A 21,827-nucleotide genomic window follows, 5' to 3' on the forward strand; every position below is an offset into this window, starting at 1 on the left:
CGGGCGTGCGTCAGCCGCAGTTGTCGCAGACGCCGGTCGGCGGGATCGCCATGAAGCAGTGCGGGCACACGGTCGGCTGGGCCTCGGTGCGGGCCCGCTTGCGGTCGCGGACGATGCGCTGGTCGAGCCGGGGGGAGAGCGCGGGGTGGCCGCCGCTGGCGGGCATCGGTGCGCCCGCCCAGCGGTAGCAGTCCATGCGGGCCGCGGCCGCGTGCTTCTCGCGCGCCAGCTCGTCGTCGATCGGGGCCGCGCCGGTGAGCCGGAGCACCTCGTCGTAGTCCTCGCCCACGGCCCCGGTCTGCCGGTGCACGACCAGCGCGGTCAGCGGCGGCTCGTGCTCGAGGACGTTGACCGCAGCGACCTGTGCGAGCACCCGGCTGAGCCAGTAGTGCGGGTTCTTGCTCGAGTGGATGCCGCTGGCCTGCTGGACCTGCGCCGCGAGGTCGGTGCGGTCGATCAGGCGGTGGTACGTGCCGGCGACCGTGCCCAGGATCCGGCGTGCCTCGTCGGCCCACGCGTCCTCGGCCTCGCCCGGCGGGACCGGGTCGGGCTCGACCTCGCTGTCCGTCGGTCGCCAATGGGTGCTTCGCTCGACAGTCATGCGGCTCCCGTCCCGGACCGTGGCGCGTCGTCCGTGGTGGTACGACGTCGCCTGCCGTGTCCTGTCTCGAGAGTAGTTCGCCCGGCGCCGTCCAGCGATTCCTCGTCGTCGGGTCGTGCCTTAGGCTGGAGCCGATGAGCGCCGAGGACTACTGCGACCTGTGTGACCTTCCGAAGTCCCAATGCATCCACGGGAACCCGCCGCCTCCGCCGCCGCCGACGGTGCGCAAGGCGCCGGCCGCCCGGCCGGTCGCACGCCGGACCACGGCATCCTCCGCATCCCCGAGGTCCTCGGCCGCCGCGGCCGCGCCGGCCCGGGCGGTCCGGCACCGCTGGACCCCGCCGGACGTCTTCAAGCCGGAGATCGTCGCCGTGCTGGACGCCGCCGGCGGCGAGCTGGAGCAGGACGAGGTGTTCCTCGAGCTCGAGGTCCGGATGGAGGAGCGGCTCACCGACGCCGATCGCGAGAAGACGCCCGAGGGCGAGCTGCGCTGGCGGTACGCCGCGCGGCGGGCCCGGCAGGCGCTGGTCGCCGAGGGCGCGATGACCAAGGGTCGCCCGGGGATCTGGGCCCTGGGCTGATGCAGGCAGCGATGGGGGAGCGGGGCTGATGGTCGGGCCGTTGGAGGAGCGCAACGTCTTCGGGACGCCGCTGGAGCCCTGCGGCACCGACCCGATCACCGGCTTCTACCGCGACGGCACCTGCAGCTGCGGTCCCCAGGACATCGGCCTGCACGCCGTCTGCACGGTGCTGACCGAGGAGTTCCTCGACTACCAGCGGCGGATCGGCAACGACCTGTCCACCCCGCGCCCGGAGTACGACTTCCCGGGCCTGCACCCCGGCGACCGGTGGTGCGTCGTGGCCGCGCGCTGGCTGCAGGCCTACGAGGCCGGTGTCCCCGCTCCGGTCGTGCTCGCGTCCACCAGCGAGCGGGCCCTGGAGATCATTCCGCTGGAGTACCTCGACGAGCAGGCGGTCGACGTCCCCGACGACCCGGGCGCCCTCCTCTAGCGCGGGCTGATCGTGCGGGCCGAGCCGCCGGGTCAGGGCACGACCGACATGCCGGGGGCCAGCGATCGGCGGCCGGTCAGGGCGAGGAGGACGTCGACCCCGTGGCCCAGGCGCAGGGCGGTGGCCGTGGCCAGCGCGAGGGTGTCCGCGAGCGCCTCGGCCGGTGGGGTGAAGTCGAGGCCGGCGGCCGCCGCGATGTCCAGGGAGTGCACCGTCAGCTCGAACGTCCTGGTGGGCAGGTAGTCGCTGACCCGCATCCCGCCCGCGGCCGTCTCGACGACCGGGTCGTCGCCCTCGAGGAGGTCCAGGGCCAGCTCCGCCTCCTCGCGTGCCGCGTCCAGGGCGGCGACCGGATCCGCCCCGAGCGAGACGCCGGCCTCGATCCCGCGCTGGTGGATCGCGTCGCGCGCGCTGCCGTGCGCGAGCCGGCTGACCAGCGCGAAGTACGCCGCGGCGTCCGGCGCGTCGACCCGGTCCGCGCGGGTCGTCAGGTAGGTCGCGACCGTGACCAGCGAGCGGCCGGTGTGCCCGACGAGCGCGCGCAGGTCCCAGGTGCCGAGCCCCGGTTCGGCGTACCGCTCGAGCGGCACCTGCGCGGCCAGGGCGAGGAACGCGGCAGCCGCCTCGGCGTACGTCGTGCGGGCGGTGCTCAGCGCGGTCGACATCCCACCATCCTCCGCCACCCGGCGGGCGCCCCGCGGGGGTGTCCGGTGGCTGACGGTCGATCGGACGCGCGGTCCCGGGTCCGCGCGGCGCCCTGGGGCTTCTACGGGCGCGCTGACCCGGTCCCGACCCGCTGCCGGCCTTGCCGGACTCCCCGACCCAGGCCCGGACACGCCGGTCCAGTCCACCGCGTGAATCCCCGCGACGGGGTCGGCGGGGGCTTAGCCTCTGCCGCATGACCGAGAGCAACGACCCCACCCCCGTCAGCCCCCAGAGCGCATCGGCGCCGCCGCCCTTCGGCGAGGCCACCCCCGCTCCTGCGGCGGCACCTGCCGCCCCGGCGTACGCCGGGGCGGCTCACGCGGCGCCGGCCGCCGGACCGATCGGCGAGGTACGCAGCACCGGGACCTGCATCCTGCTCAGCATCGTGACGCTCGGGATCTACAGCTGGTACTGGTACTACAAGACCCACGACGAGATGAAGCGTCACTCCGGCGAGGGCATCGGCGGCGGCATCGCGCTGCTCCTGGCGATCTTCGTCAGCATCGTGATGCCGTTCCTCTCCTCCAACGAGGTCGGCAAGCTCTACGAGCGCCGTGGCCAGCAGGCCCCGGTCACCGCGGCCACCGGCCTGTGGTTCCTGCTGCTGGGCTGGCTGTTCCTCGTGGGCGCCATCGTGTGGTTCGTCAAGACCAACAACGCGCTCAACGAGTACTGGAAGTCGGTCGGCGCCCAGGCCTGACCACCACCGCAGCGCACCCTGAACCGCACACCGGGCCGGGCCTCGACGAGGCCCGGCCCGGTGTCTTCATCGGCGGCCTCGGCCGAGCTCGGCGACCAGCCGCTCGACGGCGGGCGTGCTGACCAGGAGCTCGTCGTACGACGAGCCGGCGAGGCCGATCCGGACCGCCGGCACGCCGCGGCGCAGCGCGACCAGCTGCTTGTGGCCACGCGAGCGCCACGTGCCGCGCAGCCGCGTGAACCGCACCGCGAGCCCGTCGGGGGTCAAGGTCGGGTCGGTCATGGCAGTACCTCGATCTCCTCGTTCAGCTCCGCACCGTGCAGCAGCTCCAGGTCGTCACCCGACCAGAACCGCCCCGGGTCGTAGTAGTTGGTGGGTCGGCGGCCGTCGAGCAGGCCCATCGCCGTGTACGTCGCCGCCACCACCTCGGCGCAGTAGGTCAGCTCGGCCGGCGCGGGGCGGCGCAGCCGGCCGCGGGCCCACCGGCCGACCAGCGCGGCCGTGGCCGGGAACGGCGTACCGTCCAGGCGGGCCACGATCCGCAGCACCGCGTCCTCCATCTCCGGGGTGACCGGTGCGTCGAGCTGGCGCAGCCAGGCGCGCTGCCCGTAGCGGCCGGTCCACTGCTCGACGGCCGCACGCAGGTCGTGCAGCTGCACCCCGCGGTGGTGGCTGTTGGTCCACACGTCGAGCAGCCCCTTGCCGAGCTCGGCGTGCCACATCAGCGGCGGCAGGTCGTCGAGGACGACCGCCATGCCGACGTGGTTGACCGGCGCGTTGGTCAGCACCCGGATAGCGTGGTCGGCGGTCGAGCGGCCGCGGAACAGCCACAGGTCGCCGGTCCGCGTCAGGTCGACGGCCTGTTCGAGCGAGAGGGTGGAGCCGGTCGGGCCGGTCGGACGAGTCATCGAGAGGAGTCCCCCGTGAAGCTGTGGAAGTGGCTCGGGCTGGCGGGGCTGGCCGGGGTGGCTGCCACCGGTGCCATCATCGCGCGCGACCAGCGCCAGCGCGCGCAGCTGACCCCCGAGCAGGTCCGCGACCGGCTCCGGGACCGGCTCGAACGAGGTGCCGGGCCGGGGCTCAGTCAGGACGGGCGCACGCCTGGACCAGGTGCACCACCCCGGTGACCACGCCGATCGCCGACCCGACGATGCCGAGTCCGACCAGGACGTGGGCGACCAGCCCCCATCCCGACCAGTCGTCGGCCGTGTCGAACGGGTAGACCTGCCACAGGCGCGAGGTCACCACGACGCCGAAGCCGGAGGTGAGGATCTCTCCGGTCGCCCGGAGCCACCGCGGGTCCCACACCGTGTAGAGCGCGAAGACCGCCAGGTGCACGACGATCGAGGCGTTCACCAGGCCGAGCACCCGGTCGGTGTCCGCGGTGAGGAACGGCAGCACGTCCCAGCCGGGCCACCCGTTGATCGCGATGAGGCTGATCGCGTCGAAGACGACGGTGCCGACGTACCCGGACCGGCGGGCGGCCGCCCGGGGCGGACGTCGGTGGCTGGCGACGCGGGTGGGTGTGCTCATGCCACCAGGCTCGGGCGCCGGGCCCTCGTTCCCCAGGGTCGCGGGTCCGCCGGCGGCACGGACCTTGTTCCTCGCCGGGTTCCTCGCCGGTTCCTCGCTGGGTTCCTCGTCGGGTTCCTCGCCGCCGCTGACCGGGGCCGACCCCGGGTGCATGGGTCCCGGGCGCGTGGGCACCGGGGGTAGGTCGTGACCTCCGCACCTCGACCGCGGGCACTCGCCCTCCTCCTCCTCTGCGTGCTGCTCAGCGCGCCGGCCGGCTGCGCCCGCGCGGAGACGCCGGAGGCCGGTTCGCCGGCGCGGCGGGCCGCGGCGCCGTCGTTCGTCGTCTCCTCGCCGACCGACGGCGACCGGCGCCTCCAGAGCATCTCGGCCGCCCCGGCCGACGCCGCCGCGACCGCCGAGGTGGTGCTGCACCCGGACCAGGTCCGGCAGGCCTGGTGGGGGACCGGGGCGGCGCTCACCGACGCGTCGGTCCGGCTGCTCGCGGATCGTCCCGGCGTCGTCCGGACGCTGTTCGATCCCGCAGCCCGCAAGGGCGCCCGGCTGACGATGCTGCGGCTCCCGCTGTCGGCCACCGACTTCTCCCCACGGCTCTGGACCTGGCGACTGCGCGACGGCGCGGTCCGTCCGGCCCGCGAGGCGCGGGCCGCGGTCGACCTCGTGCGGTCGCGGGTGCAGCCGCTGGTGCCGCGGCTGCGTGTGGTCGGCGCGCCGTGGACGGCGCCGCGGGCCATGAAGACCGGCGGCACGCTGCGTGGCGGGGCGCTCGCGGCGGACTCGCTGGTCGAGTACGGCGACCTGCTGGTCGGCCAGGCCCGGTGGCTGCGCCGGCACGGCGTGCCGCTGTGGGCCACCTCGCTCGGCAACGAGCCCGGCCACAGCTCGGACTACCCGACGATGACGATGACCGACGCGCAGCTGGCCGAGCTGGGGACCGCCGTCGGACCGCGGCTCGACCGGCTCGGCACCCGACTGTGGGCGGTCGACCACAACTGGTCCGACCGGGACCGGGTCGACGCGGTCCTCGCCGGGTCGGCCGGCTTCGACGGTGCGGCCTTCCACTGCTACGCCGGCCAGCCGGCGCAGATGGCCGGCCTCGCCGTACCCCGGATGGTCACGGAGTGCACCGGCACCACCGACGGTGCGGCGGGCACCTTCGCCTGGGACGCGAAGAACCTGGTCGCCGACTCGGTCGCCGCCGGCTCGTCGGGCCTGATGATGTGGAACCTCGCGCTGGACCCCGACCACGGGCCGACCGACGAGGGCTCGCTGTGGGGCTGCAAGCAGTGTCGCGGGGTCGTCACGGTGACCCCCTTCGGGATCGCCCGGGAGCCCGAGTTCTTCACCCTGGCCCACCTCGCGCGCGCCGCCGTCCCCGGCGCCCGGGTGATCGGCTCGACCGCCCCGGAGTGGCTCAGCGTCGCGGCGTTCCGCAACCCCGACGGCAGCTACGGCGTCTTCGGCCACAACCGCTCCAGCACCGACCAGACCGTCCGGCTCTCCCTCGGCCCCGGCCCCGGCCCCGGCGCCGACGGGCGGTCCTACGTGCTGCACCCCGGGGACCTGTTCAGCTATCGCGGCCCGCTGCCGGGTTGAGCCCCGCCCGGCCGGCCGCCGACACCGGGCATCGTCCGCCTGTGGATGGCTGGGGTCAGCGGCCCGTCACCAGCGGGACGATGACCTCGACGCTCCCGTCGTGCTTGAGGGTGCGCAGCCCGAACGGCTCCGCGCCGTCCGGCAGCCGCAGGCTGCGCGAGAAGGTGCCACGCGCCGAGACGCCACGGAGCACCAGGTAGCGACCCGCCACCGAGACCTCGACCTCCGGCAGCTCGACGCGCACGACGTACGCCCCGTCCCGCTGGAACTGCTCGACCACCACGAAGCGGTCGTGGACCAGGCTGGCCATGTCCGCCCTCCCTTCCCCGAGCTCTCCCGACCGCTCCCGCCCGCGCGGGGAGCCGTCACCTCGACGCTCGCGCGGACGGGGAGCAGTGGCCAGGGCCGCTGGGCCGCAGGTCAGAGGCAGAAGGTCACGGCAGCGGGTCGACCTCGTCGTACCCGCGCACGCCGGCGGCGAGCAGGCCCAGGTGGTGGTTGCCGTCGCCGAGCAGGTGGTCGAGCGCGGTGAGCCGGCTGGTGTAGCTGCCGACGCTGTACTCCGCGGTCATGCCGATCCCGCCGTGCAGCTGGATCGCCTCCTGCCCGAGGTGCCGCCCCGCCCGGCTCACCTGGAGCGCCGCGCGCGACGCCGCCACCGACGTCTCCTCGCCCGACCCGCCGTCGAGCACCATCGTCGCCCACAGCGCCATGCTGCGCGCCAGCTCGAGGGAGACGTACATGTCGGCCGCGCGGAACGTGAGCGCCTGGAAGGTGTTGAGGGTGACCCCGAACTGCTTGCGGCTCTTGAGGTACGCCGAGGTCAGGTCGAGGGCGACCTCCATCAGCCCCACCGCCTCGTTGCACGCGGCGACGCGGGCGGCGTCGAGCACCCGGGCGATGATGCCCGTGCGGTCCTCGGCGCTCCCCAGCGGCGTCGCCGGCGTGGCGTCGAAGGCCACGCGTGCGGCGCGCCCGCCGTCGTAGGTCGGATAGCCGTCGCGTACGGCGTCCGCCCCGCTGACCACGAACAGCCCGGTCCCACCGTCGGGCAGTGCGGCGCTCACGACGAGCACGTCCGCGCGCGCGCCGTGCGGCACCGGCTCCTTCACGCCGCTGAGCGTCCAGCCGTCGCCGGCCGCCTCCGCACGGACCTCCGTGGCGGCGGGGTCCCAGCGTGAGCCCGGCTCGGCGTGGGCGAAGGCGAGCACCAGCTCGCCCGCGGACAGGCCGCCGAGCAGCTCGGTGCGCTGCTCGGCCGATCCGGCCTCGGCGACCAGGCCCCCGGCCAGCACCACCGAGGTGAGGAACGGCTCGGGGGCGAGCACCCGGCCCAGCTCCTGGGCGACGATGCCGACCTCGACGGCGCCGGCGCCCATCCCGCCGTACTCCTCGGCGAACGGGAGCCCGAGGACGCCCATCTCGGCCAGCTGGCCCCACACGGCCTCGCTGAAGCCGGGGTCCTCGGCCACCGTCCGGCGGCGGTTCTCGAAGTCGGCGTACGTCCGGCCGACCAGGCCGCGCACGGCCTCGCGCAGGGCCTGCTGCTCGTCGTCGTAGGTGAAGTCCATGGCGGTTCCTCCTCCGGGAGAGGGCTCAGAGTCCCAGGATCGTGCGGGCGACGATCTGGCGCTGCACCTCGTTGGAGCCGCCGTAGATCGACGCCTTGCGGAAGTTGAGGTAGATCGGCGTCGAGCGGCGCGTCCACCACGGCAGGTCGGAGTCCTCGCCGGCGCCGCTCGCCAGGGACGCCGGCCCGGCGAGGTCGACGACCAGCTCGGTCACCGCCTGCTGCAGCTCGGTGCCCTTGAGCTTGAGCACCGACGACGCCGGGTGCGGCTTGCCGTCGGCGGAGTGGGCGACCACGCGCAGCGCCGTGAGCTCCAGCGCGAGCAGCTCGTTCTCCAGCTCGGCGATCCGGGCGCCGACCAGGGGGTCCTCGAGCAGCGGCCCGGCCCACTGCTTGGCCTGGGCGAGCAGCCGCTTGGTGGCGCCCACGGGCGCGACGCCGACGCGCTCGTTGCCGAGCAGGAACTTGGCGTAGTCCCAGGCCCGGTTCTCCTCGCCGACCAGGTTCTCGACCGGCACGCGCACGTCGGTGAACCACACCTCGTTGACCTCGTGGCCGCCGTCGACCAGCTCGATCGGGCGCACCTCGACGCCCGGGGAGGTCATGTCGATGAGCAGCATCGAGATGCCGGCCTGCTTCTTGGCCTCCGGGTCGGTGCGCACGAGGTTGAAGATCCAGTCGCCGTACTGCCCGAGCGTGGTCCACGTCTTCTGCCCGTTGACGACGTACTCGTCGCCGTCGCGCACCGCGGTGGTGCGCAGCGACGCGAGGTCGGAGCCCGCGTCGGGCTCGGAGAAGCCCTGCGACCACCAGATGTCCAGGTTCGCGGTGGCGGGCAGGAAGCGCTCCTTGAGCGCCTGGGAGCCGAACTGGGCGATGACCGGCCCGATCATCGTGGCGTTGAAGGCCAGCGGCGCCGGCACGAAGGCGCGCTGCATCTCCTCGTGCCAGATGTGGCGCCGCAGTGGCGACCAGTCGCGGCCGCCCCACTCGACGGGCCAGTTCGGTACGGCGAGCCCGTGCTCGTTGAGGATCCGCATGCTGCTGACGAACTGGTCCTTGGTCAGCTCGCGCTGGTCGCGGACCGCGTCGCGGATGTCCTCGGGGACCTGGGTGGTGAAGAACTCGCGCATCTCGTCGCGGAACTCGGCGTCCTCTGCCGACAGCGCCAGCTGCATCCGTACCTCCGTGGGTGGGGCTCTCGATCGAGCCTGGTCGAGCGTGGTGGGGCAGACGCTACCGGCTGGTACGCGCCGAGCCACCGGGGCCGGCCCGTGCGGTGCGGCGCCACCGCCGCGGCGGCGGCGCTTCCTAGAGTGGGGGGCGTGCGCCGACTGATCCCCTCACCCGCCATGATCGTGGCCTGCCTGGCCCTGGTGCTCTCGATGGGCGGGGTCGGCTACGCGGCCACCAGGATCGGCACCAAGGACATCGCGAACAGCGCGATCACCAGCGTGAAGATCAAGGACGGCGCGGTGCGCCCGACCGACCTCAGCGCGTCCTCGCTGGCCGCGCTCTCGGTGCGTGCCTACACGTACGTGACGTGGCAGGACCCCGTGGTCCTCGACTCCGCCCGCACCCGCGGCTTCGCCTCCGTGAGTCGCCCCAAGACCGGCGTCTACTGCCTCACCTACAGCGACGACTCGCTGGATCCGGGGATCCTCGCGCCGCTGGTGAGCGTGGACTGGGACGGGTCGGCGGGCGCCAACCTCGCCGCGTACCTCAGCAAGTCCGCGCACGACTGCCCCGAGGGCGCCGACCTGGGCGTGCGGACCTTCAGCTTCACCGCCGGCAACCCGTACCGGCCGGCCAACACCGTCGCGTTCACCGTCGTGGTGCCCTGACCGCGTGCTCGCCACGCGGCGTGGGTACGGAGCGGCCATGTCTGCTCTCGACGCCCCCGCGCACGCCCTCGCCTCGGCCGGCGGCCTGCTGCTCGCCGGCACCACGCGCGCCGTGGCCGCCGTCCGGCCGGCGGCCAAGCCGCTGCACCCGCGCGGGGAGGTCACCCGCGGCCGCCTGTTCCGCAGCGGGGCGCGGCCGGCGACCGGCGTGCCGTGGCTCGACGAGGCCGGCGAGGACGACGTGCTCGTGCGCCGGTCCCGGGCCATCGGCCTGCCCGTCTCCGCGCCCGACATCCACGGCCTCGCGGTGCGGGTGCCACGCCCCGACGGCGGGTACGGCGACCTGCTGCTCGCCTCGACCGGGTGGGGCCGGCTGACCCGCTTCGTGCTGACGGCGAGTCGCTCGCCGCGCCGGCGCCCGATGACCACGCTGCTGCCCTACCGGACGGCGCGGGGCCCGCTGGTGATCGGCGCCCGGGCGACCGGCGAGGAGTCCTTCGAGCTCGCAGCGGCCGAGCCTGAGGGGGAGTGGGTGCGCTTCGCCGAGCTGCGCCTCTCCACGCTGCCCCCGGACGACACCTCCGACGCGGACGTCTCGTTCGACCCGGTGGCCAACCGGCTGCCCGGGCTCGAGCAGTACGACGCGGTCGAGCGACTGCGCGAGCCGGCGTACCACTCCGCACGTGCCGGCCGGTCCCGGTGACGCCTCGACCCGGGCCGCGGACCACGGCGTGACCCGCGCCCGACTGATCGAGACCCGGGCGCCGCAGCACCCCGAGGGGGTCGTGCTGGTGCTGCACGGTGGCGCCAGCCGTCCGGGGCGCTCCGAGGTGAGCCCGGCCCAGCTCTCGGTGCTGCGGATGGTCCCGGTGGCGCGACGGATCGCGGGTGCGGGCCGGGGCCGGCTCGCGGTGCTCCGGCTGCTCAACTCGGCGCGCGGGTGGGACACCACCCACACGCCGGTCGACGACGTCGCCTGGGCGCTGCGCGAGGTCCGCGCCCGCTGGGGGACGTTGCCGGCCTGCCTGGTCGGGCACTCGCTCGGCGGCCGGGCGGCGCTGCTGGCCGGCGGCGAGGTGGGCGTGCGCGGTGTGGTCGCCCTCAACCCGTGGGTCTATCCCGACGACCCGCGCCGGCCGGTCGACCTGACCGGCCGCCGGGTGCTGTTCGTGCACGGCACCGAGGATCGGGTCGCGCCCCTGGAGCGGTCGCGGGCCGTCGCCGAGCGCCTCGCCCGTCGTACCGACCTCGAGTACGTCGAGGTCCCGGGTGCTCGGCACGCGATGTTGCGTCACGGCGCGGTCTTCGAGCGCGCGGCCGCCCGGTTCGCGGTGGCGGCACTGCTGAACGTCGCGGACTAACGTGCGGGGATGCGTCCTCTCGTGGTGATAGGTGTCTCGGGCTCGGGCAAGTCGACCGTGGGTGCCGCGCTGGCGCAGCGGCTGCGGGTGCCCTACGAGGACGCGGACGACCTGCACCCGCCGGAGAACGTCGCCAAGATGAGCGCCGGGCATGCGCTCGACGACGCCGACCGCTACCCGTGGTTGGAGGCGGTCGGCGGGTGGCTCGCGGCGCACCCGGACGGCGGGGTGATGGCGTGCTCGGCGCTGAAGCGCAGGTACCGCGACCAGCTGCGACGGCACGCTCCCGACGTGGAGTTCGTGCAGCTCGAGGGCTCCCACGAGGCGATCGCCCGGCGGCAGGCCAGCCGTCCGGGCCACTTCATGCCCGCGTCCCTGCTGTCCTCGCAGTTCGCCACCCTCGAGCCGCTCGAGCCCGACGAGCACGGCATCGCGGTGGACGTCGACCAGAGCGTCGACCAGATCGTCGAGGAGTGCGTCGCCCGGCTCCCCGCCGCCCCCGGCAGCACCCCTGCGGAGCAGGGCTGACGTCGCCGTGCGGCCGGTGACCGGCCCGGTCGTGGTGTCGGTGCCGGACGTCCTCGTCCGCGAACAGCCCGCGAGACCCGGAATCCGCGCGCCGCGGACGGTGTTGGAGCGGGTATGAGCGAGAAGCAGGTGCTGGTGCCCGACGCGGGTCACCCGATCACGATCACGCCCACCACGGGCCGGGTCGTCGTCACGCTCGGTGAGCGCACCGTGGCCGACACGACCGCCGCCCTGACGCTGCAGGAGGCGAGCTACCCGCCCGTGCAGTACGTGCCGCTGGCCGACGTCGACCCGGCGGTCCTCGAGCGGACCGACCACGCGACGTACTGCCCGTACAAGGGCGACGCCGGCTACTACAGCCTGGTCGTCGACGGTGCCGCCCACGACAACGCGGTGTGGACCTACGAGCAGCCGCACGACGCGGTCGCCGAGATCGCCGGCCACGTGGCGTTCTACCCGAACGTCGTGGACGTGCGCACCTACCCCAGCGCCTGACGCCTAGCGGAGCGCGTAGAGGTAGCGGCTGGTCGGCACCAGGTCGAGGTCGCGGTCGGCCCCGATCCGGGCGACGCTGGCCATCAGCCCGGTGAGCCGGCGGCCCAGCTCGGCGTCGTCCCCACCACTGCCGTAGAACGCGTGCATGTCGGTCATGGCGGCGCTCGGGAAGAGCTCCTCGACGAACGCGTCGACGCGCGGCGCGCCCGTGGTGACCGGCTCGACGACGACGTTCTGGACGTAGCCGAAGGTGGCCTGGGTGCGGATCGCGATCGGGGTGTGCTCGACCATCCAGCGCCGCAGCCACTCCCCGTGCGCCAGCTCGTCGGGGCGGCGCAGGATCGCGACGTTGCTCAGCGCGTCGGCCCGGCTGCCGTCCCACGTCTCGGGAGGGTCCAGCCGACGGCGCTCGTCCACCCGCCAGCCGTGCACGGTCGCCGCCGCGGTCGCCAGGACCTCGGCGACGGGCCCGGCCTCGGCGTCCCAGACGCTGACGATCGCGCGCACCGGGTCGCCGGTCGGGATCCGCATCGCCGGGGCCACGTGCTCGTCGTCGACGTTGACCTGCAGTCGGCGTACGCCGACGGCCGCGAGCCGCTCGTGCAGGCCGGGGTCGTGGAGGCTCGTCGGAGGTCCCTCGCCCCACAGCGCGAACACCAGCTTGCTCACGGGCGCCCACGGTAGCGGCCCGGCCGTCCCGACGGCGGTCAGGCGCTGCGGGGCAGGCCGACCTCGTCGAGCGGCAGCGGCACGACGTCGGTGTCGGTCGCCAGGTGCACGACCTCGAGCCGGACGCCCGCGGCCCGGCCGGCGGCGTACAGGAACGTCGCCCGGTCGCGGTCCTCGGGCAGCACGCCGCCGCGCCCGGGGCGGGACCGCAGGAAGCAGTAGCTGCCACCCGGGTCGGCGCTCTCGAGCTCCGCGAGCAGGGTCGCGAAGTCCTCCGGGCCCGCCGCGTCGAGCTCGGCGTCGGCGATCTCCATAAGGCTGGGCACCGCGCGCCCGTCGGGCTCGAGGTGCATCATCCAGATGCTGCCCTCGGCGAAGCCGAGCGGCCGCATGAGGTGGCGCCAGACCGTCTCGAGGTCGGCCTGGCTGCGGACGGTGGGGCGGTAGGGGTGATCGTTCATGCCGCGGAGCCTTCCCGGTTCGCGGCTGCCGGCGAGCGGTTCTCCACAGGCGGTCCGCATCGGGTGCCCGCCCCCGTCAGGTCACCGAGCGGTAGACCTCCACGGTGCGCTCGGCGATCGCCGCCCAGCTGAAGTCCGCGATCGCGCGGGCGCGCCCGGCGCGGCCCATCTCGGCGGCCCGGACCGGGTCGGAGACGACCTCGATCAGGGCCGAGGCGAAGTCGGCGACGTACCGGTCCGGGTCCAGCGGCGTGCCGGTGCCGTCCGTGGCCTGCTCGATCGGCACCAGCAGGCCGGTCTCGCCGGGGACCACCACCTCCGGGATGCCGCCGGTGGCGGTCGCGACCACGGCGGTCTCGCACGCCATCGCCTCGAGGTTGACGATGCCCAGCGGCTCGTAGATCGAGGGGCAGGCGAACGCGGTCGCCGCCGTCAGCAGCGCGACCACGTCGCGCCGCGGCAGCATCTCCGGGATCCAGACGACGCCGCCCCGGGTCGCGCGCAGCCCGTCGACCAGGCCCTCCACCTCGGCCATGATCTCCGGGGTGTCCGGCGCGCCGGCGCACAGCACGATCTGCACGTCCGGCGGCAGCGCCGAGCAGGCCCGCAGGAACAGCGGTAACCCCTTCTGCCGGGTGATCCGGCCGACGAACACCACCGACGGGCGGTCCGGGTCGACGCCGAGCTCGCGCACCCGGCCGGGGTCCGGGGCCGGCCGCCAGTCCTCGGTGTCGATGCCGTTGTGCACGACGTGCACCCGGTCCGGGTCGATGCGCGGGTACGACGCGAGCACGTCCTCGCGCATCGCCGCCGACACCGCGATCACCGCGGCGGCGGCCTCGTAGGAGGTCCGCTCGGCCCATGAGGAGATCGCGTAGCCACCACCGAGCTGCTCGGCCTTCCACGGTCGCAGCGGCTCGAGCGAATGGGCGGTCACGACGTGCGGGACGCCGTACAGGAGCGAGGAGAGGTGCCCGGCGAGGTTGGCGTACCAGGTGTGCGAGTGCACCAGGTCGGTGCCCGCGCAGCCGTCCGCGATGGTGAGGTCGACACCGAGGGTGCGCAGCGCGGCGTTCGCCGAGGCCAGCTCGGCGAGGTCCGGGTACGACGACGTGCGGTCCTCGTCGCGCAGCGCGCCGAACGCGTGCACGTGCGTCGTGAGGTCCTCGCGCGCCCGCAGTGCCCGCACCAGCTCGGCCACGTGGACACCGGCCCCGCCGTACACCTCGGGTGGGTACTCCCTGCTCAGCACGTCGACTCGCACGCCACGAACCTACTCGCCCCTGCGGGCGGTCAGCGGAGGCTAGCGTGGGCCCATGGCCCGTATCTCCCGGAAGAACGTGCTCGTCATCTGCCTCGCCGGCGGCGAGGGCAAACGGCTGATGCCGCTCACCGCGGACCGGGCCAAGCCGGCCGTGCCGTTCGCGGGCATCTACCGGCTGATCGACTTCGCGCTGTCGAACGTCGTCAACTCGGGGTTCCTCAAGATCGTCGTGCTGACCCAGTACAAGTCCCACAGCCTGGACCGGCACGTCACCCAGACCTGGCGGATGTCGACGATGCTCGGCAACTACGTCACCCCGGTGCCCGCGCAGCAGCGCGTCGGCAAGCACTGGTACCTCGGCTCCGCCGACGCGATCTACCAGTCGCTGAACCTGATGCGCGACGAGCGGCCCGACTACGTCGTGGTCGTCGGCGCCGACCACGTGTACCGGATGGACTTCTACCAGATGGTCCAGGCGCACGTGGCGAGCGGCGCGGCCTGCACGGTCGCCGCGATCCGGCAGCCGATCGAGCTGGCCGACCAGTTCGGCGTCATCGACGTGCACCCCGACGACCCGTCGCGGATCCGCGACTTCCTCGAGAAGCCCACCGACCCGGTCGGGCTCCCGGACAGCCCCGGCGAGGTGCTCGCGTCGATGGGCAACTACGTCTTCGACGCCGACGCCCTGGTCGAGGCGGTGACCCGGGACGCGACCGAGATCGGCTCCAAGCACGACATGGGCGGCGACATCGTGCCGGCCTTCGTGCGCCGCCAGCAGGCGGCCGTCTACGACTACAAGGACAACGACGTCGCGGGGTCCACCGACCGCGACCGCGGCTACTGGCGCGACGTCGGGACGATCGGGTCCTACTACGCCGCGCACATGGACGTCGTCTCGCCGCTGCCGGTGTTCAACCTCTACAACTTCGACTGGCCGATCTACACCTCCTACGGCCCCCAGCCGCCCGCCAAGCTCGTGCAGGGCGCGTCCGGCGACCTGCCGCGGGTCGACGAGGCGGTCCTCTCGCCGGGCGTCGTCGTCACCGGCGGCGAGGTGCGGCGCTCGGTGCTGTCCCCGTCCGTGCGCGTCGAGACCGGCGCCGAGGTCAGCGGCGCCGTGCTCATGAACGGGGTGTACGTCGGCGCCGGGGCCGTCGTGCGCAACGCGATCCTGGACAAGAACGTCGTGGTGCCGCCCGGCGAGCAGATCGGCGTGGACCCGGAGGCCGACCTCGCCCGCGGCTTCGTCGTCGAGGACGGGCTCACGATCCTCGGCAAGGACCAGGCCTTCCCGACGTAGCCGACAGGCTTGATCGACCAGCCGGACCCGCCGACGAGAGGCAGCCATGACCCGCGACCCGCTCACGACCGTGCTCGCCGGCCTGGCGTCGGTGCGCTCCTGGCAGGAGGACTGCTACCGAGACCTGCACGCACACCCCGAGCTCTCCCACCAGGAGAGCCGGACCGCGGGCGTGGTCGCCGACCGACTCCGCCAGGACGGCTGCGCGGTCCACGAGGGGGTGGGCGGCACCGGCGTGGTCGGCGTCCTGGCGAACGGCGACGGGCCGACCGTGCTGCTGCGCGCGGACATGGACGCGCTGCCGGTGCGCGAGGCGACCGGGCTGCCCTACGCGAGCAGCGCCGTCGCCCTCGACGCGGACGGGGCCGAGGTGCCGGTGATGCACGCCTGCGGGCACGACGTGCACGTGGCCTGTCTGCTGGGCGCGGTCTCGCTGCTCGCGACTGCGCGGGACGCCTGGCACGGCACCGTGGTCGCGGTGTTCCAGCCGGCCGAGGAGGTCGCCGACGGGGCGCGGGGCATGGTCGACGACGGTCTCGTCGACCTGGTCGACGGTGCCGGCCGGCCCGAGGTGGCGCTGTGCCAGCACGTGCTGCCGCTGCCGGCAGGTCAGGTGGCGACGCGCGTCGGCCCGACGCTGTCCGCTGCGGACAGCATGCGGATCGTCGTGCACGGCCGTGGCGCGCACGGCTCGATGCCGCAGGCATCGGTCGACCCGGTGGTGCTCGCCGCGATGATCGTCGTCCGGCTGCAGACCGTCATCTCGCGCGAGACGCAGCCGGGCGAGCCCGCCGTACTCACCGTGGGCAGCGTCCAGGCCGGGACCAAGAGCAACGTGATCCCCGACCACGCCGTGATCGCCCTCAACGTGCGGACCTACCACGAGCAGACCAGGACCGCGATCCTCGACGCCATCCGCCGCATCGTGGTGGCCGAGTGCGACGCGTCGGGCAGCCCGCGGCCGCCCGAGTTCGAGCTCTTCGACCGGTTCCCGCTCACCGACAACGACCCGGGCGTGACCGGGCGGGTCGCCGCGGCCTTCCGCCGGCGGTTCGGCGCCGACGCCGTCGAGCTCCCGCTGCAGACCGCGAGCGAGGACTTCACCGACCTCCCCGGCGCCTTCGGCATCCCGTACACCTACTGGGGGATCGGCGGCATCGACCGTGACCTCTACGAGCAGGCCCGGGCGGCCGGCCGGGTCGCCCAGGACGTCCCCGTCAACCACTCCGCCGCCTTCGCCCCGGTCCTCCAGCCCACCCTCGACACCGGCACCACCGCCCTCGTCACCGCCGCCCTGGAGTGGCTCGCCTGATCCGCGCCCCGGTCGGCCGCGGCCGGCTCAGATCACGCCGGCCGCCCGCGCGGCGTCGGCGTACGCGACGGCGAGCGACGCGACCGTCTCGTGCGCGTTGAGACCACTCGGGTTGGGGACGATCCAGAGCTCGGCTCCCGCGAGTGGCTCCGGCTGTCGACCGACCACCGCGCGCCGGGAGCCGAACGCCGAGCGGTAGGCGGTGATGCCGGCGACGGCGACGACGCGCGGCGCCGTACGGCGCACCGTCTCGACCAGCGCGAGCCCGCCGGCGCGCAGCTCCTCGTCGGTGAGCTCGGCGGCCCGCGCCGTGGCCCGGCGGACCAGGTTCGTGATGCCGATCCCGCGGGCGCGCAGCCGGTCGCGGTCCTCGTCGGTCATGCCGGCCGACGGGCTGATCGGCTCGGTGATGATGCCGGCCTGCAGGAGCGCGGGGTAGAACCGGTTCGCCGGGTGCGCGAAGTGCGTCCGGGTGGCGGCGGTCCACAGGCCCGGGTTGATGCCGACGAACAGCAGCCTCAGCCCGGGGCCGAGCAGGTCGGGCACCTCGGCGTCGCGGAAGGACTCGAGCTCGGCGCGGGTGAAGCGGGGCACGCCGGAAGCCTGCCACGGCCCCGGAACCCCGGTCCGGCGGCTACCGTCCCATGGTCATGCGACGGATTCTCGGAACGACGCTGCTCGTGCCGGCACTGCTCCTCGCGGCGGGCGGGTGCGGGAGCGACGAGGGGGTGACCGCGGTCGGCGACCCGGCGGCGCCGGAGGTCATCGTCGTCTCCGGCACGGCCGCGGGCGGCGAGGTCGCGGACCGGGTGACGGCGCTCGACGACGAGGCGGCGATCGCGACGTACGCCGACCGGTTCCGGGGCCCGCTCGCCGGCAACATCGAGCGCGCGGCGCAGGCGGTCGACGTCCCGGCCGGGACCCGGCTGGTCGCCGCGGTCGTCGCGGTCGGCTGCGACGTACCTCCCGGCGTCGACGTCGCGGGCCGGGGGGAGGACGCGACGTTCGTGCCCGAGCAGGTGCGCTCACCCCGGCAGGAGTGCTTCGCGCCGGTGACGACGGTGGCGCTCGCGGCGGTGCCTCAGGACGGCGGCGAGTAGGTCACCTCGATCGCGTTCGCGACCCAGCGCTGGAAGCCGTCCGAGGGGTCGTTGAGGACCGCGACGGTCCCCTTGCGGTTCTTGCCGACCATCGTGGACGAGCCGCCGCCGTCGAGGTTCACGGCCTCGTCGGCGCCGAGGTCGACCATCAGGTTCGCGAGCTCGACCATCGTGTAGCCGCGGCTGTCGGCCTGCCGGCCGTCGATGACCAGCAGCAGCACCTCGCCCGTGTCGGAGTCGACACCGACCGCGGTGCGTGGGTGCATCTGCCGGTCGTCGATCGCCCGGATGATCCCGTCGTGGACCAGGAAGTTGTTGCCGCTGATCGCCATCTGCGGACGGCCCTGGAGCGACCAGCGGACCTTGATCCGGGTGCCCCTGGGCAGCTTGCGCAGCACGTTCGCGCCCTCGCCCCGGCCGATGAACAGCAGCCCCTGGATCGGCTTGTCGTGGCTGAGCCTCGCGCGGTTGGTCCGGACCCGGCCGTTGACGACGCTCACCGCCCGCACCCGCTTGGTCTGGCCCTGGGTGACGCGGTAGCCGGCGGTGCGGCCCCAGCGCGGGGTGTAGATGCCGATGCCGCCCGGCGTCACGAACGGTGAGTTCAGGTTCGTGACCTCCAGCTCCGGGTGGCGCAGCACGTGGGCGCTCATCGGCAGGTCGCCGATCCGGGCGCGGCCGTGGCGGTTGATGAAGAACGCCTTGTTCCAGCCGTCCTCGCGGGCGTGCAGGAGACCGCGCTGCCGGTCCTTGCCCAGCCCGAGCGGGGCACCGGTGTGGCCGATGTCGTAGAAGTCGCCGTTCACGCCGGCGACGGCGCCGTCGACGCCGAGGATGTCGCGCACCGGCGCGACGCGGCGTACGGCGCCCATGCTCGCGTAGTCGACGCGCAGGCCCGGGGTGCTCGGGTCGATGGTCAGCAGGTGGGCGACGATCGGCCCGCGCGCGTCGGTCTGGCTCCACTTGGTGAACTTCACGCCCGGAGCGACCTGCCAGCTGGTCTGCCAGTTCTGGCCGGCCGCGCGGCGCATCGAGGGCAGCGCCACCGCGACCTCGCCCTTCTCGCCTCCGGAGGTGTGCCGGGGGTGCAGCGTGCGCGGCACGTCGGGACGGTTCCCGTGCCCGCCGGCTTGCGGGGCCACGGACGCATCACTGCCCAGTTCGCCCGCGAGAGCGGGCCCCGTGGCCGCGAGCAGACACGCGGCGAGACTGACCGAGAGGAGGTGGGTACGCACCTCTACAAGGCTAAGCGCTCACCTGCCGACGACGGGGAGGTGGGCGACCGTGTCCTCGAGCAGGACCGCGCCGGGCGTCCGGCTGCCCATGCCGACGAAGGTGTCGCTGACCGGGCTGGCGAGCACGTAGAGCGACTGCCCGGCCGGCACGTCGACCGCCACCGAGGGCAGCGCCAGCCGCCACGGCTGCCCGACCACCGGCTCGAGCGTGCTCAGCGGCAGCACGTTGTTCTGCACCAGGTGCGCGTCCGCCGGCGAGGTGCCGACCGCCAGGCCGTAGAACGCCCGGTTGTTGGCGCCGAGCGCGGTCAGCGTGCCGGTGAGGTACGGCGTCCCCGCGACCCGGATCGGCCCGGCGGCGACCTCGTAGGCCAACGGCGCGCCGCCGGCCTCGGGGGTCGCCACCGTGCCGACGTCGTACGTCGCGTTCGCGGCGACCGACGCGACGGTCGTGCAGGTGCTGTCGGGGGTGGCGAGGTGATATCTCCCGTAGCCGCGCAGGCCGGTGTCGCGGCCGCGCAGCTGCTCGTCGAAGAAGCGCACGCTGAGGTCGGCGAAGCTGCCGCCGGCCAGCCTGCGACTGCACGGGTCGGAGTCGACGCTCACGCCGCTGGGCAGCACCGCCGGCAGCACGTGGCCGCCGTTGTAGGCGACGAAGATGCTGTGCCGGCGGGCTCGCGGGGTGAGCGCGGTCTGCCAGTTCGCGAGCCCCTGCTGGAGGGGGAACAGGGAGTCCGTGGTGCCCTGGCCGAACAGCACCGGGATGTCGAGACGACGGCCGTGCTCGACGTGCCACTTCGGGCCGTTGGCGCGGAAGAACGTCGCCATGTCCTCGGTGCCCGGCACCGAGCCGTCCGGCCAGGAGCCGGTCGCCGCGCCCTCGACGAGTGCCTTGTAGACGTTCGGGGGCAGCGCGTCGGAGGGCACCGCTGCGGCGCTGAGAGCTGCGGCCCACGCGGTGCGGACCACGCCCTCGGGCGCGAGGCTGTCGCTGAGGTCGTTCCACGTGATCTCGGGGGCCAGCGCGTCGAGCACGGGCTCGCCGGTCACCCGGAGCTCCTCGAACGCGGTGAGGAACTGGTAGCCGCCGCCGTAGCTGCCGCCGATCGCGCCCATCCGCGGGTCTCCGGGGCCGTCCTGGCGGACCCACGGCAGGCGACTGACCAGCCGCACCAGCGCCCGCACGTCGTGGCCCTCGACCGCGGGGTTCTCGACGTACGCGTGCCCACCGCTCTCGCCGAAGCCGCGCTGGTCGAAGGAGATCACGCCGTAGCCGGCCCGCAGGTAGGTCGAGAGCTCGGCCGGGTCGGTCGCCCGGGAGCCGCCCCAGCCGTGGCTGTGCATGAGGATCGGCACCGGGTGCCGGCGGGAGGCGTCCGCGGGCCGGAAGATCGTGTAGCAGATCTGGACGGGCTCGCTGGTGCCCGGGTCGGGGACGCTGCTCAGGCAGCCGTCGGTCGTCGTCGCGACCGGCTTCGCCGCTGCCACGGGCGTGACCGGGGCGGCGAGGAGGGTGCCGGCGGCCAGGGTGGCGGCCAGCGCGGCGGCCAGCGCCGGGTGGAGTGTGGTGCGCAGCATGTGAGGACAACGCCTGGAGCGGGGCTCAGGTTACTGACCGGTCACCACGCGGGGCGACGCGGGACGACGCCCTCACCGGCAGGGTCCGCTGCCGAGCACGGCCAGGCCCTCGCGGTCGCCGGCGGCGAGGTGCCGCTGGCCGGTGGTCTCGGCGTACATCAGCTGGGCCGGGTCCTCGACGTGGCCGAGCCCCAGGACGTGGCCGAGCTCGTGCTCGACCACCGCGCGCTGCAGCGCCGCCCCGCCGGGACGCGTCCCCATCGCGGCGAACGCGTCGCGGTCGAGGGCGACCGTCCCGGTCACGTAGACGAACCGGCCCGGCGGCACCGACCGCGCCTCGGCCCCGCCGACGCCGGCGACGTCGCCGGCCAGGGCGGGCACCTCCTCGGGCGTCGCCCAGGCGATCAGCACGGGGGCCGTCGACCCGAACGCCCCGGCCCGGTCCTCGAGGCGGCGGTCGTCGGTGGTGCCGTCGTACCGCAGTCGGAGCCCGCTGGCGTCCGCGAGCTCGTCGACCGCGGCCGCCACCGTCTCCAGGTGCCCGGCCGGCGCGCCGTCGGGGTTGACCACGTAGGGGATGTCCCGGCAGCGGTCCCAGGTCACCGGGCCGACGCCGTCGGGCTGCATCATCGCGAACGCGTAGCCGGCGCCGCCGGGGTCGGCGATCGTGAAGGTGAGGTCCTGGCCGAGGCCGAGCGTCGCCCGCAGCCGCTCACCGGTCGACGTGGGGTTGAACGCGACGACCAGGGCCGCGAGCACGACGGCGAGCAGCAGCGAGGTGGAGGTGCGGGCGCGGGCCGGGATCCGGTGAGTACGACGACGGCGACGCTGCTCCAGCCGGTCGAGGTCCCGCAGCAGCCGGCGCAGCTCCCGGGCATGGCGGCGCTGCGCCAGACGTGCCGAGCGCATGCGGAACACGCGGTGATTCTCGGGCCCCGCCGGGGGGCCCGGGGGCGTTTCGCCC

At 74.4% G+C, this 21,827-nt stretch carries 28 protein-coding genes; 13 read left to right on the plus strand and 15 right to left on the minus strand.

Features of this window, described 5'->3' with window-relative positions; all coding sequences use genetic code 11:
• Positions 1-10 precede the first annotated feature (10 nt).
• The gene (locus QMC84_RS09405) at positions 11-601 is read right to left on the minus strand and encodes a hypothetical protein (RefSeq protein WP_300374179.1); all 591 of its coding nucleotides are present in this window, start codon (positions 599-601) and stop codon (positions 11-13) included.
• A 134-nt stretch (positions 602-735) separates the two neighbouring features.
• Between QMC84_RS09405 and QMC84_RS09410 the strand changes: the two genes are divergently transcribed.
• Together QMC84_RS09410 and QMC84_RS09415 are read left to right on the plus strand one after the other, a co-directional pair.
• Positions 736-1,182, plus strand: coding sequence for a hypothetical protein (locus QMC84_RS09410; protein WP_300374181.1), 447 nt, complete (start codon positions 736-738; stop codon positions 1,180-1,182).
• Positions 1,183-1,210: 28 nt separating this feature from the next.
• The gene (locus QMC84_RS09415; protein WP_300374183.1) at positions 1,211-1,612 is read left to right on the plus strand and encodes a DUF2237 domain-containing protein; all 402 of its coding nucleotides are present in this window, start codon (positions 1,211-1,213) and stop codon (positions 1,610-1,612) included.
• A gap of 32 nt (positions 1,613-1,644) precedes the next feature.
• On the opposite strand, the gene QMC84_RS09420 is transcribed toward QMC84_RS09415, so the two are convergent.
• Positions 1,645-2,277, minus strand: a complete 633-nt coding sequence (locus tag QMC84_RS09420; protein WP_300374185.1) for a maleylpyruvate isomerase N-terminal domain-containing protein — start codon at positions 2,275-2,277, stop codon at positions 1,645-1,647.
• Between the two features lie 233 nt (positions 2,278-2,510).
• Here QMC84_RS09420 and QMC84_RS09425 point away from each other — a divergent pair, with 233 nt between their 5' ends.
• Positions 2,511-3,017, plus strand: a complete 507-nt coding sequence (locus QMC84_RS09425; RefSeq protein ID WP_300374187.1) for a DUF4234 domain-containing protein — start codon at positions 2,511-2,513, stop codon at positions 3,015-3,017.
• Between the two features lie 66 nt (positions 3,018-3,083).
• Here QMC84_RS09425 and QMC84_RS09430 read toward each other — a convergent pair whose 3' ends face one another.
• Together QMC84_RS09430 and QMC84_RS09435 are read right to left on the minus strand one after the other, a co-directional pair.
• Complete coding sequence (locus QMC84_RS09430) at positions 3,084-3,299, minus strand: hypothetical protein (RefSeq protein WP_300374189.1); 216 nt, start codon at positions 3,297-3,299, stop codon at positions 3,084-3,086.
• Positions 3,296-3,925: a hypothetical protein gene (locus QMC84_RS09435; protein WP_300374191.1), complete on the minus strand. Its 630-nt coding sequence runs from the start codon at positions 3,923-3,925 to the stop codon at positions 3,296-3,298. The genes QMC84_RS09430 and QMC84_RS09435 overlap by 4 nt, the downstream gene beginning before the upstream one ends.
• Before the next feature lie 15 nt (positions 3,926-3,940).
• On the opposite strand from QMC84_RS09435, the gene QMC84_RS09440 reads away from it, so the two are divergent.
• Positions 3,941-4,144 (plus strand): hypothetical protein, encoded by a 204-nt coding sequence (locus QMC84_RS09440; RefSeq protein ID WP_300374193.1) that lies wholly within the window; start codon positions 3,941-3,943, stop codon positions 4,142-4,144.
• Here QMC84_RS09440 and QMC84_RS09445 read toward each other — a convergent pair.
• The gene (locus QMC84_RS09445; protein WP_300374195.1) at positions 4,098-4,550 is read right to left on the minus strand and encodes a hypothetical protein; all 453 of its coding nucleotides are present in this window, start codon (positions 4,548-4,550) and stop codon (positions 4,098-4,100) included. The two genes, QMC84_RS09440 and QMC84_RS09445, sit on opposite strands and share 47 nt — an antisense overlap.
• 186 nt (positions 4,551-4,736) lie before the next feature.
• On the opposite strand from QMC84_RS09445, the gene QMC84_RS09450 reads away from it, so the two are divergent.
• Positions 4,737-6,146 carry a glycoside hydrolase family 30 beta sandwich domain-containing protein gene (locus QMC84_RS09450; protein ID WP_300374197.1) on the plus strand — a complete coding sequence of 470 codons (1,410 nt, stop codon included), beginning with the start codon at positions 4,737-4,739 and terminating at the stop codon, positions 6,144-6,146.
• 55 nt (positions 6,147-6,201) lie between these two features.
• On the opposite strand, the gene QMC84_RS09455 is transcribed toward QMC84_RS09450, so the two are convergent.
• The 3 genes from QMC84_RS09455 to QMC84_RS09465 all read right to left on the minus strand — a co-directional run bounded on the left by QMC84_RS09455 (position 6,202) and on the right by QMC84_RS09465 (position 8,894).
• A complete protein-coding gene (locus tag QMC84_RS09455) occupies positions 6,202-6,456 on the minus strand; it encodes an Hsp20/alpha crystallin family protein (RefSeq protein WP_300374199.1) in 255 nt (84 codons plus the stop codon).
• A gap of 124 nt (positions 6,457-6,580) precedes the next feature.
• Positions 6,581-7,717 carry an acyl-CoA dehydrogenase family protein gene (locus tag QMC84_RS09460; protein WP_300374201.1) on the minus strand — a complete coding sequence of 379 codons (1,137 nt, stop codon included), beginning with the start codon at positions 7,715-7,717 and terminating at the stop codon, positions 6,581-6,583.
• Between the two features lie 25 nt (positions 7,718-7,742).
• Positions 7,743-8,894, minus strand: coding sequence for an acyl-CoA dehydrogenase family protein (locus QMC84_RS09465; RefSeq protein WP_300374203.1), 1,152 nt, complete (start codon positions 8,892-8,894; stop codon positions 7,743-7,745).
• Between the two features lie 147 nt (positions 8,895-9,041).
• Between QMC84_RS09465 and QMC84_RS09470 the strand changes: the two genes are divergently transcribed.
• The 5 genes from QMC84_RS09470 (at position 9,042) to QMC84_RS09490 (ending at position 11,944) form a co-directional block, all read left to right on the plus strand.
• Positions 9,042-9,560 carry a hypothetical protein gene (locus QMC84_RS09470; protein ID WP_300374205.1) on the plus strand — a complete coding sequence of 173 codons (519 nt, stop codon included), beginning with the start codon at positions 9,042-9,044 and terminating at the stop codon, positions 9,558-9,560.
• Between the two features lie 37 nt (positions 9,561-9,597).
• A complete protein-coding gene (locus QMC84_RS09475) occupies positions 9,598-10,263 on the plus strand; it encodes a hypothetical protein (RefSeq protein ID WP_300374207.1) in 666 nt (221 codons plus the stop codon).
• Positions 10,244-10,921: an alpha/beta hydrolase gene (locus QMC84_RS09480; protein WP_300374209.1), complete on the plus strand. Its 678-nt coding sequence runs from the start codon at positions 10,244-10,246 to the stop codon at positions 10,919-10,921. Before QMC84_RS09475 ends, QMC84_RS09480 begins: the two co-directional genes overlap by 20 nt.
• 9 nt (positions 10,922-10,930) lie before the next feature.
• Positions 10,931-11,449 (plus strand): gluconokinase, encoded by a 519-nt coding sequence (locus QMC84_RS09485; protein ID WP_300374211.1) that lies wholly within the window; start codon positions 10,931-10,933, stop codon positions 11,447-11,449.
• A 114-nt stretch (positions 11,450-11,563) separates the two neighbouring features.
• Positions 11,564-11,944, plus strand: a complete 381-nt coding sequence (locus QMC84_RS09490) for a DUF427 domain-containing protein (protein WP_300374213.1) — start codon at positions 11,564-11,566, stop codon at positions 11,942-11,944.
• 3 nt (positions 11,945-11,947) lie between these two features.
• Here the strand turns inward: QMC84_RS09490 and QMC84_RS09495 are convergent, their stop codons facing one another.
• The 3 genes from QMC84_RS09495 to glgA all read right to left on the minus strand — a co-directional run bounded on the left by QMC84_RS09495 (position 11,948) and on the right by glgA (position 14,338).
• The gene (locus QMC84_RS09495; protein ID WP_300374215.1) at positions 11,948-12,613 is read right to left on the minus strand and encodes an EthD domain-containing protein; all 666 of its coding nucleotides are present in this window, start codon (positions 12,611-12,613) and stop codon (positions 11,948-11,950) included.
• A 38-nt stretch (positions 12,614-12,651) separates the two neighbouring features.
• Positions 12,652-13,074: a hypothetical protein gene (locus tag QMC84_RS09500; protein WP_300374217.1), complete on the minus strand. Its 423-nt coding sequence runs from the start codon at positions 13,072-13,074 to the stop codon at positions 12,652-12,654.
• Between the two features lie 76 nt (positions 13,075-13,150).
• Positions 13,151-14,338: a glycogen synthase gene (glgA, locus tag QMC84_RS09505; RefSeq protein ID WP_300374219.1), complete on the minus strand. Its 1,188-nt coding sequence runs from the start codon at positions 14,336-14,338 to the stop codon at positions 13,151-13,153.
• Between the two features lie 52 nt (positions 14,339-14,390).
• On the opposite strand from glgA, the gene glgC reads away from it, so the two are divergent.
• Positions 14,391-15,638: a glucose-1-phosphate adenylyltransferase gene (gene glgC, locus QMC84_RS09510; RefSeq protein ID WP_300374221.1), complete on the plus strand. Its 1,248-nt coding sequence runs from the start codon at positions 14,391-14,393 to the stop codon at positions 15,636-15,638.
• Positions 15,639-15,684: 46 nt separating this feature from the next.
• Complete coding sequence (locus QMC84_RS09515) at positions 15,685-16,950, plus strand: amidohydrolase (RefSeq protein ID WP_300374223.1); 1,266 nt, start codon at positions 15,685-15,687, stop codon at positions 16,948-16,950.
• A gap of 27 nt (positions 16,951-16,977) precedes the next feature.
• Here QMC84_RS09515 and QMC84_RS09520 read toward each other — a convergent pair whose 3' ends face one another.
• Positions 16,978-17,544, minus strand: a complete 567-nt coding sequence (locus QMC84_RS09520; RefSeq protein ID WP_300374225.1) for a mismatch-specific DNA-glycosylase — start codon at positions 17,542-17,544, stop codon at positions 16,978-16,980.
• 56 nt (positions 17,545-17,600) lie between these two features.
• On the opposite strand from QMC84_RS09520, the gene QMC84_RS09525 reads away from it, so the two are divergent.
• Positions 17,601-18,050 (plus strand): hypothetical protein, encoded by a 450-nt coding sequence (locus QMC84_RS09525; RefSeq protein WP_300374227.1) that lies wholly within the window; start codon positions 17,601-17,603, stop codon positions 18,048-18,050.
• Here QMC84_RS09525 and QMC84_RS09530 read toward each other — a convergent pair.
• From QMC84_RS09530 to QMC84_RS09540, 3 genes are all read right to left on the minus strand, one after another.
• Positions 18,032-19,285, minus strand: a complete 1,254-nt coding sequence (locus QMC84_RS09530) for a phosphodiester glycosidase family protein (RefSeq protein WP_300374229.1) — start codon at positions 19,283-19,285, stop codon at positions 18,032-18,034. The genes QMC84_RS09525 and QMC84_RS09530 overlap by 19 nt on opposite strands.
• 18 nt (positions 19,286-19,303) lie before the next feature.
• Entirely contained in the window at positions 19,304-20,863 is a 1,560-nt protein-coding gene (locus tag QMC84_RS09535) for an alpha/beta fold hydrolase (protein WP_300374231.1), read from the minus strand.
• A 72-nt stretch (positions 20,864-20,935) separates the two neighbouring features.
• On the minus strand, positions 20,936-21,772 hold the full coding sequence (locus QMC84_RS09540) for a matrixin family metalloprotease (protein ID WP_300374372.1): 837 nt from the start codon (positions 21,770-21,772) through the stop codon (positions 20,936-20,938).
• Between the last annotated feature and the right edge of the window lie 55 nt (positions 21,773-21,827).

The sequence above is a fragment of the Nocardioides sp. genome, assembly GCF_030019515.1.
Classification (GTDB): Bacteria; Actinomycetota; Actinomycetes; order Propionibacteriales; family Nocardioidaceae; genus Nocardioides.

Excerpts from the sequence above, each read along its gene's own strand:
- QMC84_RS09455 (WP_300374199.1), bottom strand. The coding sequence starts at position 6,456 with ATGGCCAGCCTGGTCCACGACCGCTTCGTGGTGGTCGAGCAGTTCCAG.
- QMC84_RS09465 (WP_300374203.1), bottom strand. The coding sequence starts at position 8,894 with ATGCAGCTGGCGCTGTCGGCAGAGGACGCCGAGTTCCGCGACGAGATG.
- QMC84_RS09405 (WP_300374179.1), bottom strand. The coding sequence starts at position 601 with ATGACTGTCGAGCGAAGCACCCATTGGCGACCGACGGACAGCGAGGTC.
- QMC84_RS09460 (WP_300374201.1), bottom strand. The coding sequence starts at position 7,717 with ATGGACTTCACCTACGACGACGAGCAGCAGGCCCTGCGCGAGGCCGTG.
- QMC84_RS09490 (WP_300374213.1), top strand. The coding sequence starts at position 11,564 with ATGAGCGAGAAGCAGGTGCTGGTGCCCGACGCGGGTCACCCGATCACG.
- QMC84_RS09525 (WP_300374227.1), top strand. The coding sequence starts at position 17,601 with ATGCGACGGATTCTCGGAACGACGCTGCTCGTGCCGGCACTGCTCCTC.
- QMC84_RS09435 (WP_300374191.1), bottom strand. The coding sequence starts at position 3,925 with ATGACTCGTCCGACCGGCCCGACCGGCTCCACCCTCTCGCTCGAACAG.
- QMC84_RS09475 (WP_300374207.1), top strand. The coding sequence starts at position 9,598 with ATGTCTGCTCTCGACGCCCCCGCGCACGCCCTCGCCTCGGCCGGCGGC.
- QMC84_RS09425 (WP_300374187.1), top strand. The coding sequence starts at position 2,511 with ATGACCGAGAGCAACGACCCCACCCCCGTCAGCCCCCAGAGCGCATCG.
- glgC (WP_300374221.1), top strand. The coding sequence starts at position 14,391 with ATGGCCCGTATCTCCCGGAAGAACGTGCTCGTCATCTGCCTCGCCGGC.
- QMC84_RS09445 (WP_300374195.1), bottom strand. The coding sequence starts at position 4,550 with ATGAGCACACCCACCCGCGTCGCCAGCCACCGACGTCCGCCCCGGGCG.
- QMC84_RS09415 (WP_300374183.1), top strand. The coding sequence starts at position 1,211 with ATGGTCGGGCCGTTGGAGGAGCGCAACGTCTTCGGGACGCCGCTGGAG.
- QMC84_RS09410 (WP_300374181.1), top strand. The coding sequence starts at position 736 with ATGAGCGCCGAGGACTACTGCGACCTGTGTGACCTTCCGAAGTCCCAA.
- QMC84_RS09535 (WP_300374231.1), bottom strand. The coding sequence starts at position 20,863 with ATGCTGCGCACCACACTCCACCCGGCGCTGGCCGCCGCGCTGGCCGCC.
- QMC84_RS09515 (WP_300374223.1), top strand. The coding sequence starts at position 15,685 with ATGACCCGCGACCCGCTCACGACCGTGCTCGCCGGCCTGGCGTCGGTG.
- QMC84_RS09420 (WP_300374185.1), bottom strand. The coding sequence starts at position 2,277 with ATGTCGACCGCGCTGAGCACCGCCCGCACGACGTACGCCGAGGCGGCT.
- QMC84_RS09485 (WP_300374211.1), top strand. The coding sequence starts at position 10,931 with ATGCGTCCTCTCGTGGTGATAGGTGTCTCGGGCTCGGGCAAGTCGACC.
- QMC84_RS09430 (WP_300374189.1), bottom strand. The coding sequence starts at position 3,299 with ATGACCGACCCGACCTTGACCCCCGACGGGCTCGCGGTGCGGTTCACG.
- QMC84_RS09540 (WP_300374372.1), bottom strand. The coding sequence starts at position 21,772 with ATGCGCTCGGCACGTCTGGCGCAGCGCCGCCATGCCCGGGAGCTGCGC.
- QMC84_RS09500 (WP_300374217.1), bottom strand. The coding sequence starts at position 13,074 with ATGAACGATCACCCCTACCGCCCCACCGTCCGCAGCCAGGCCGACCTC.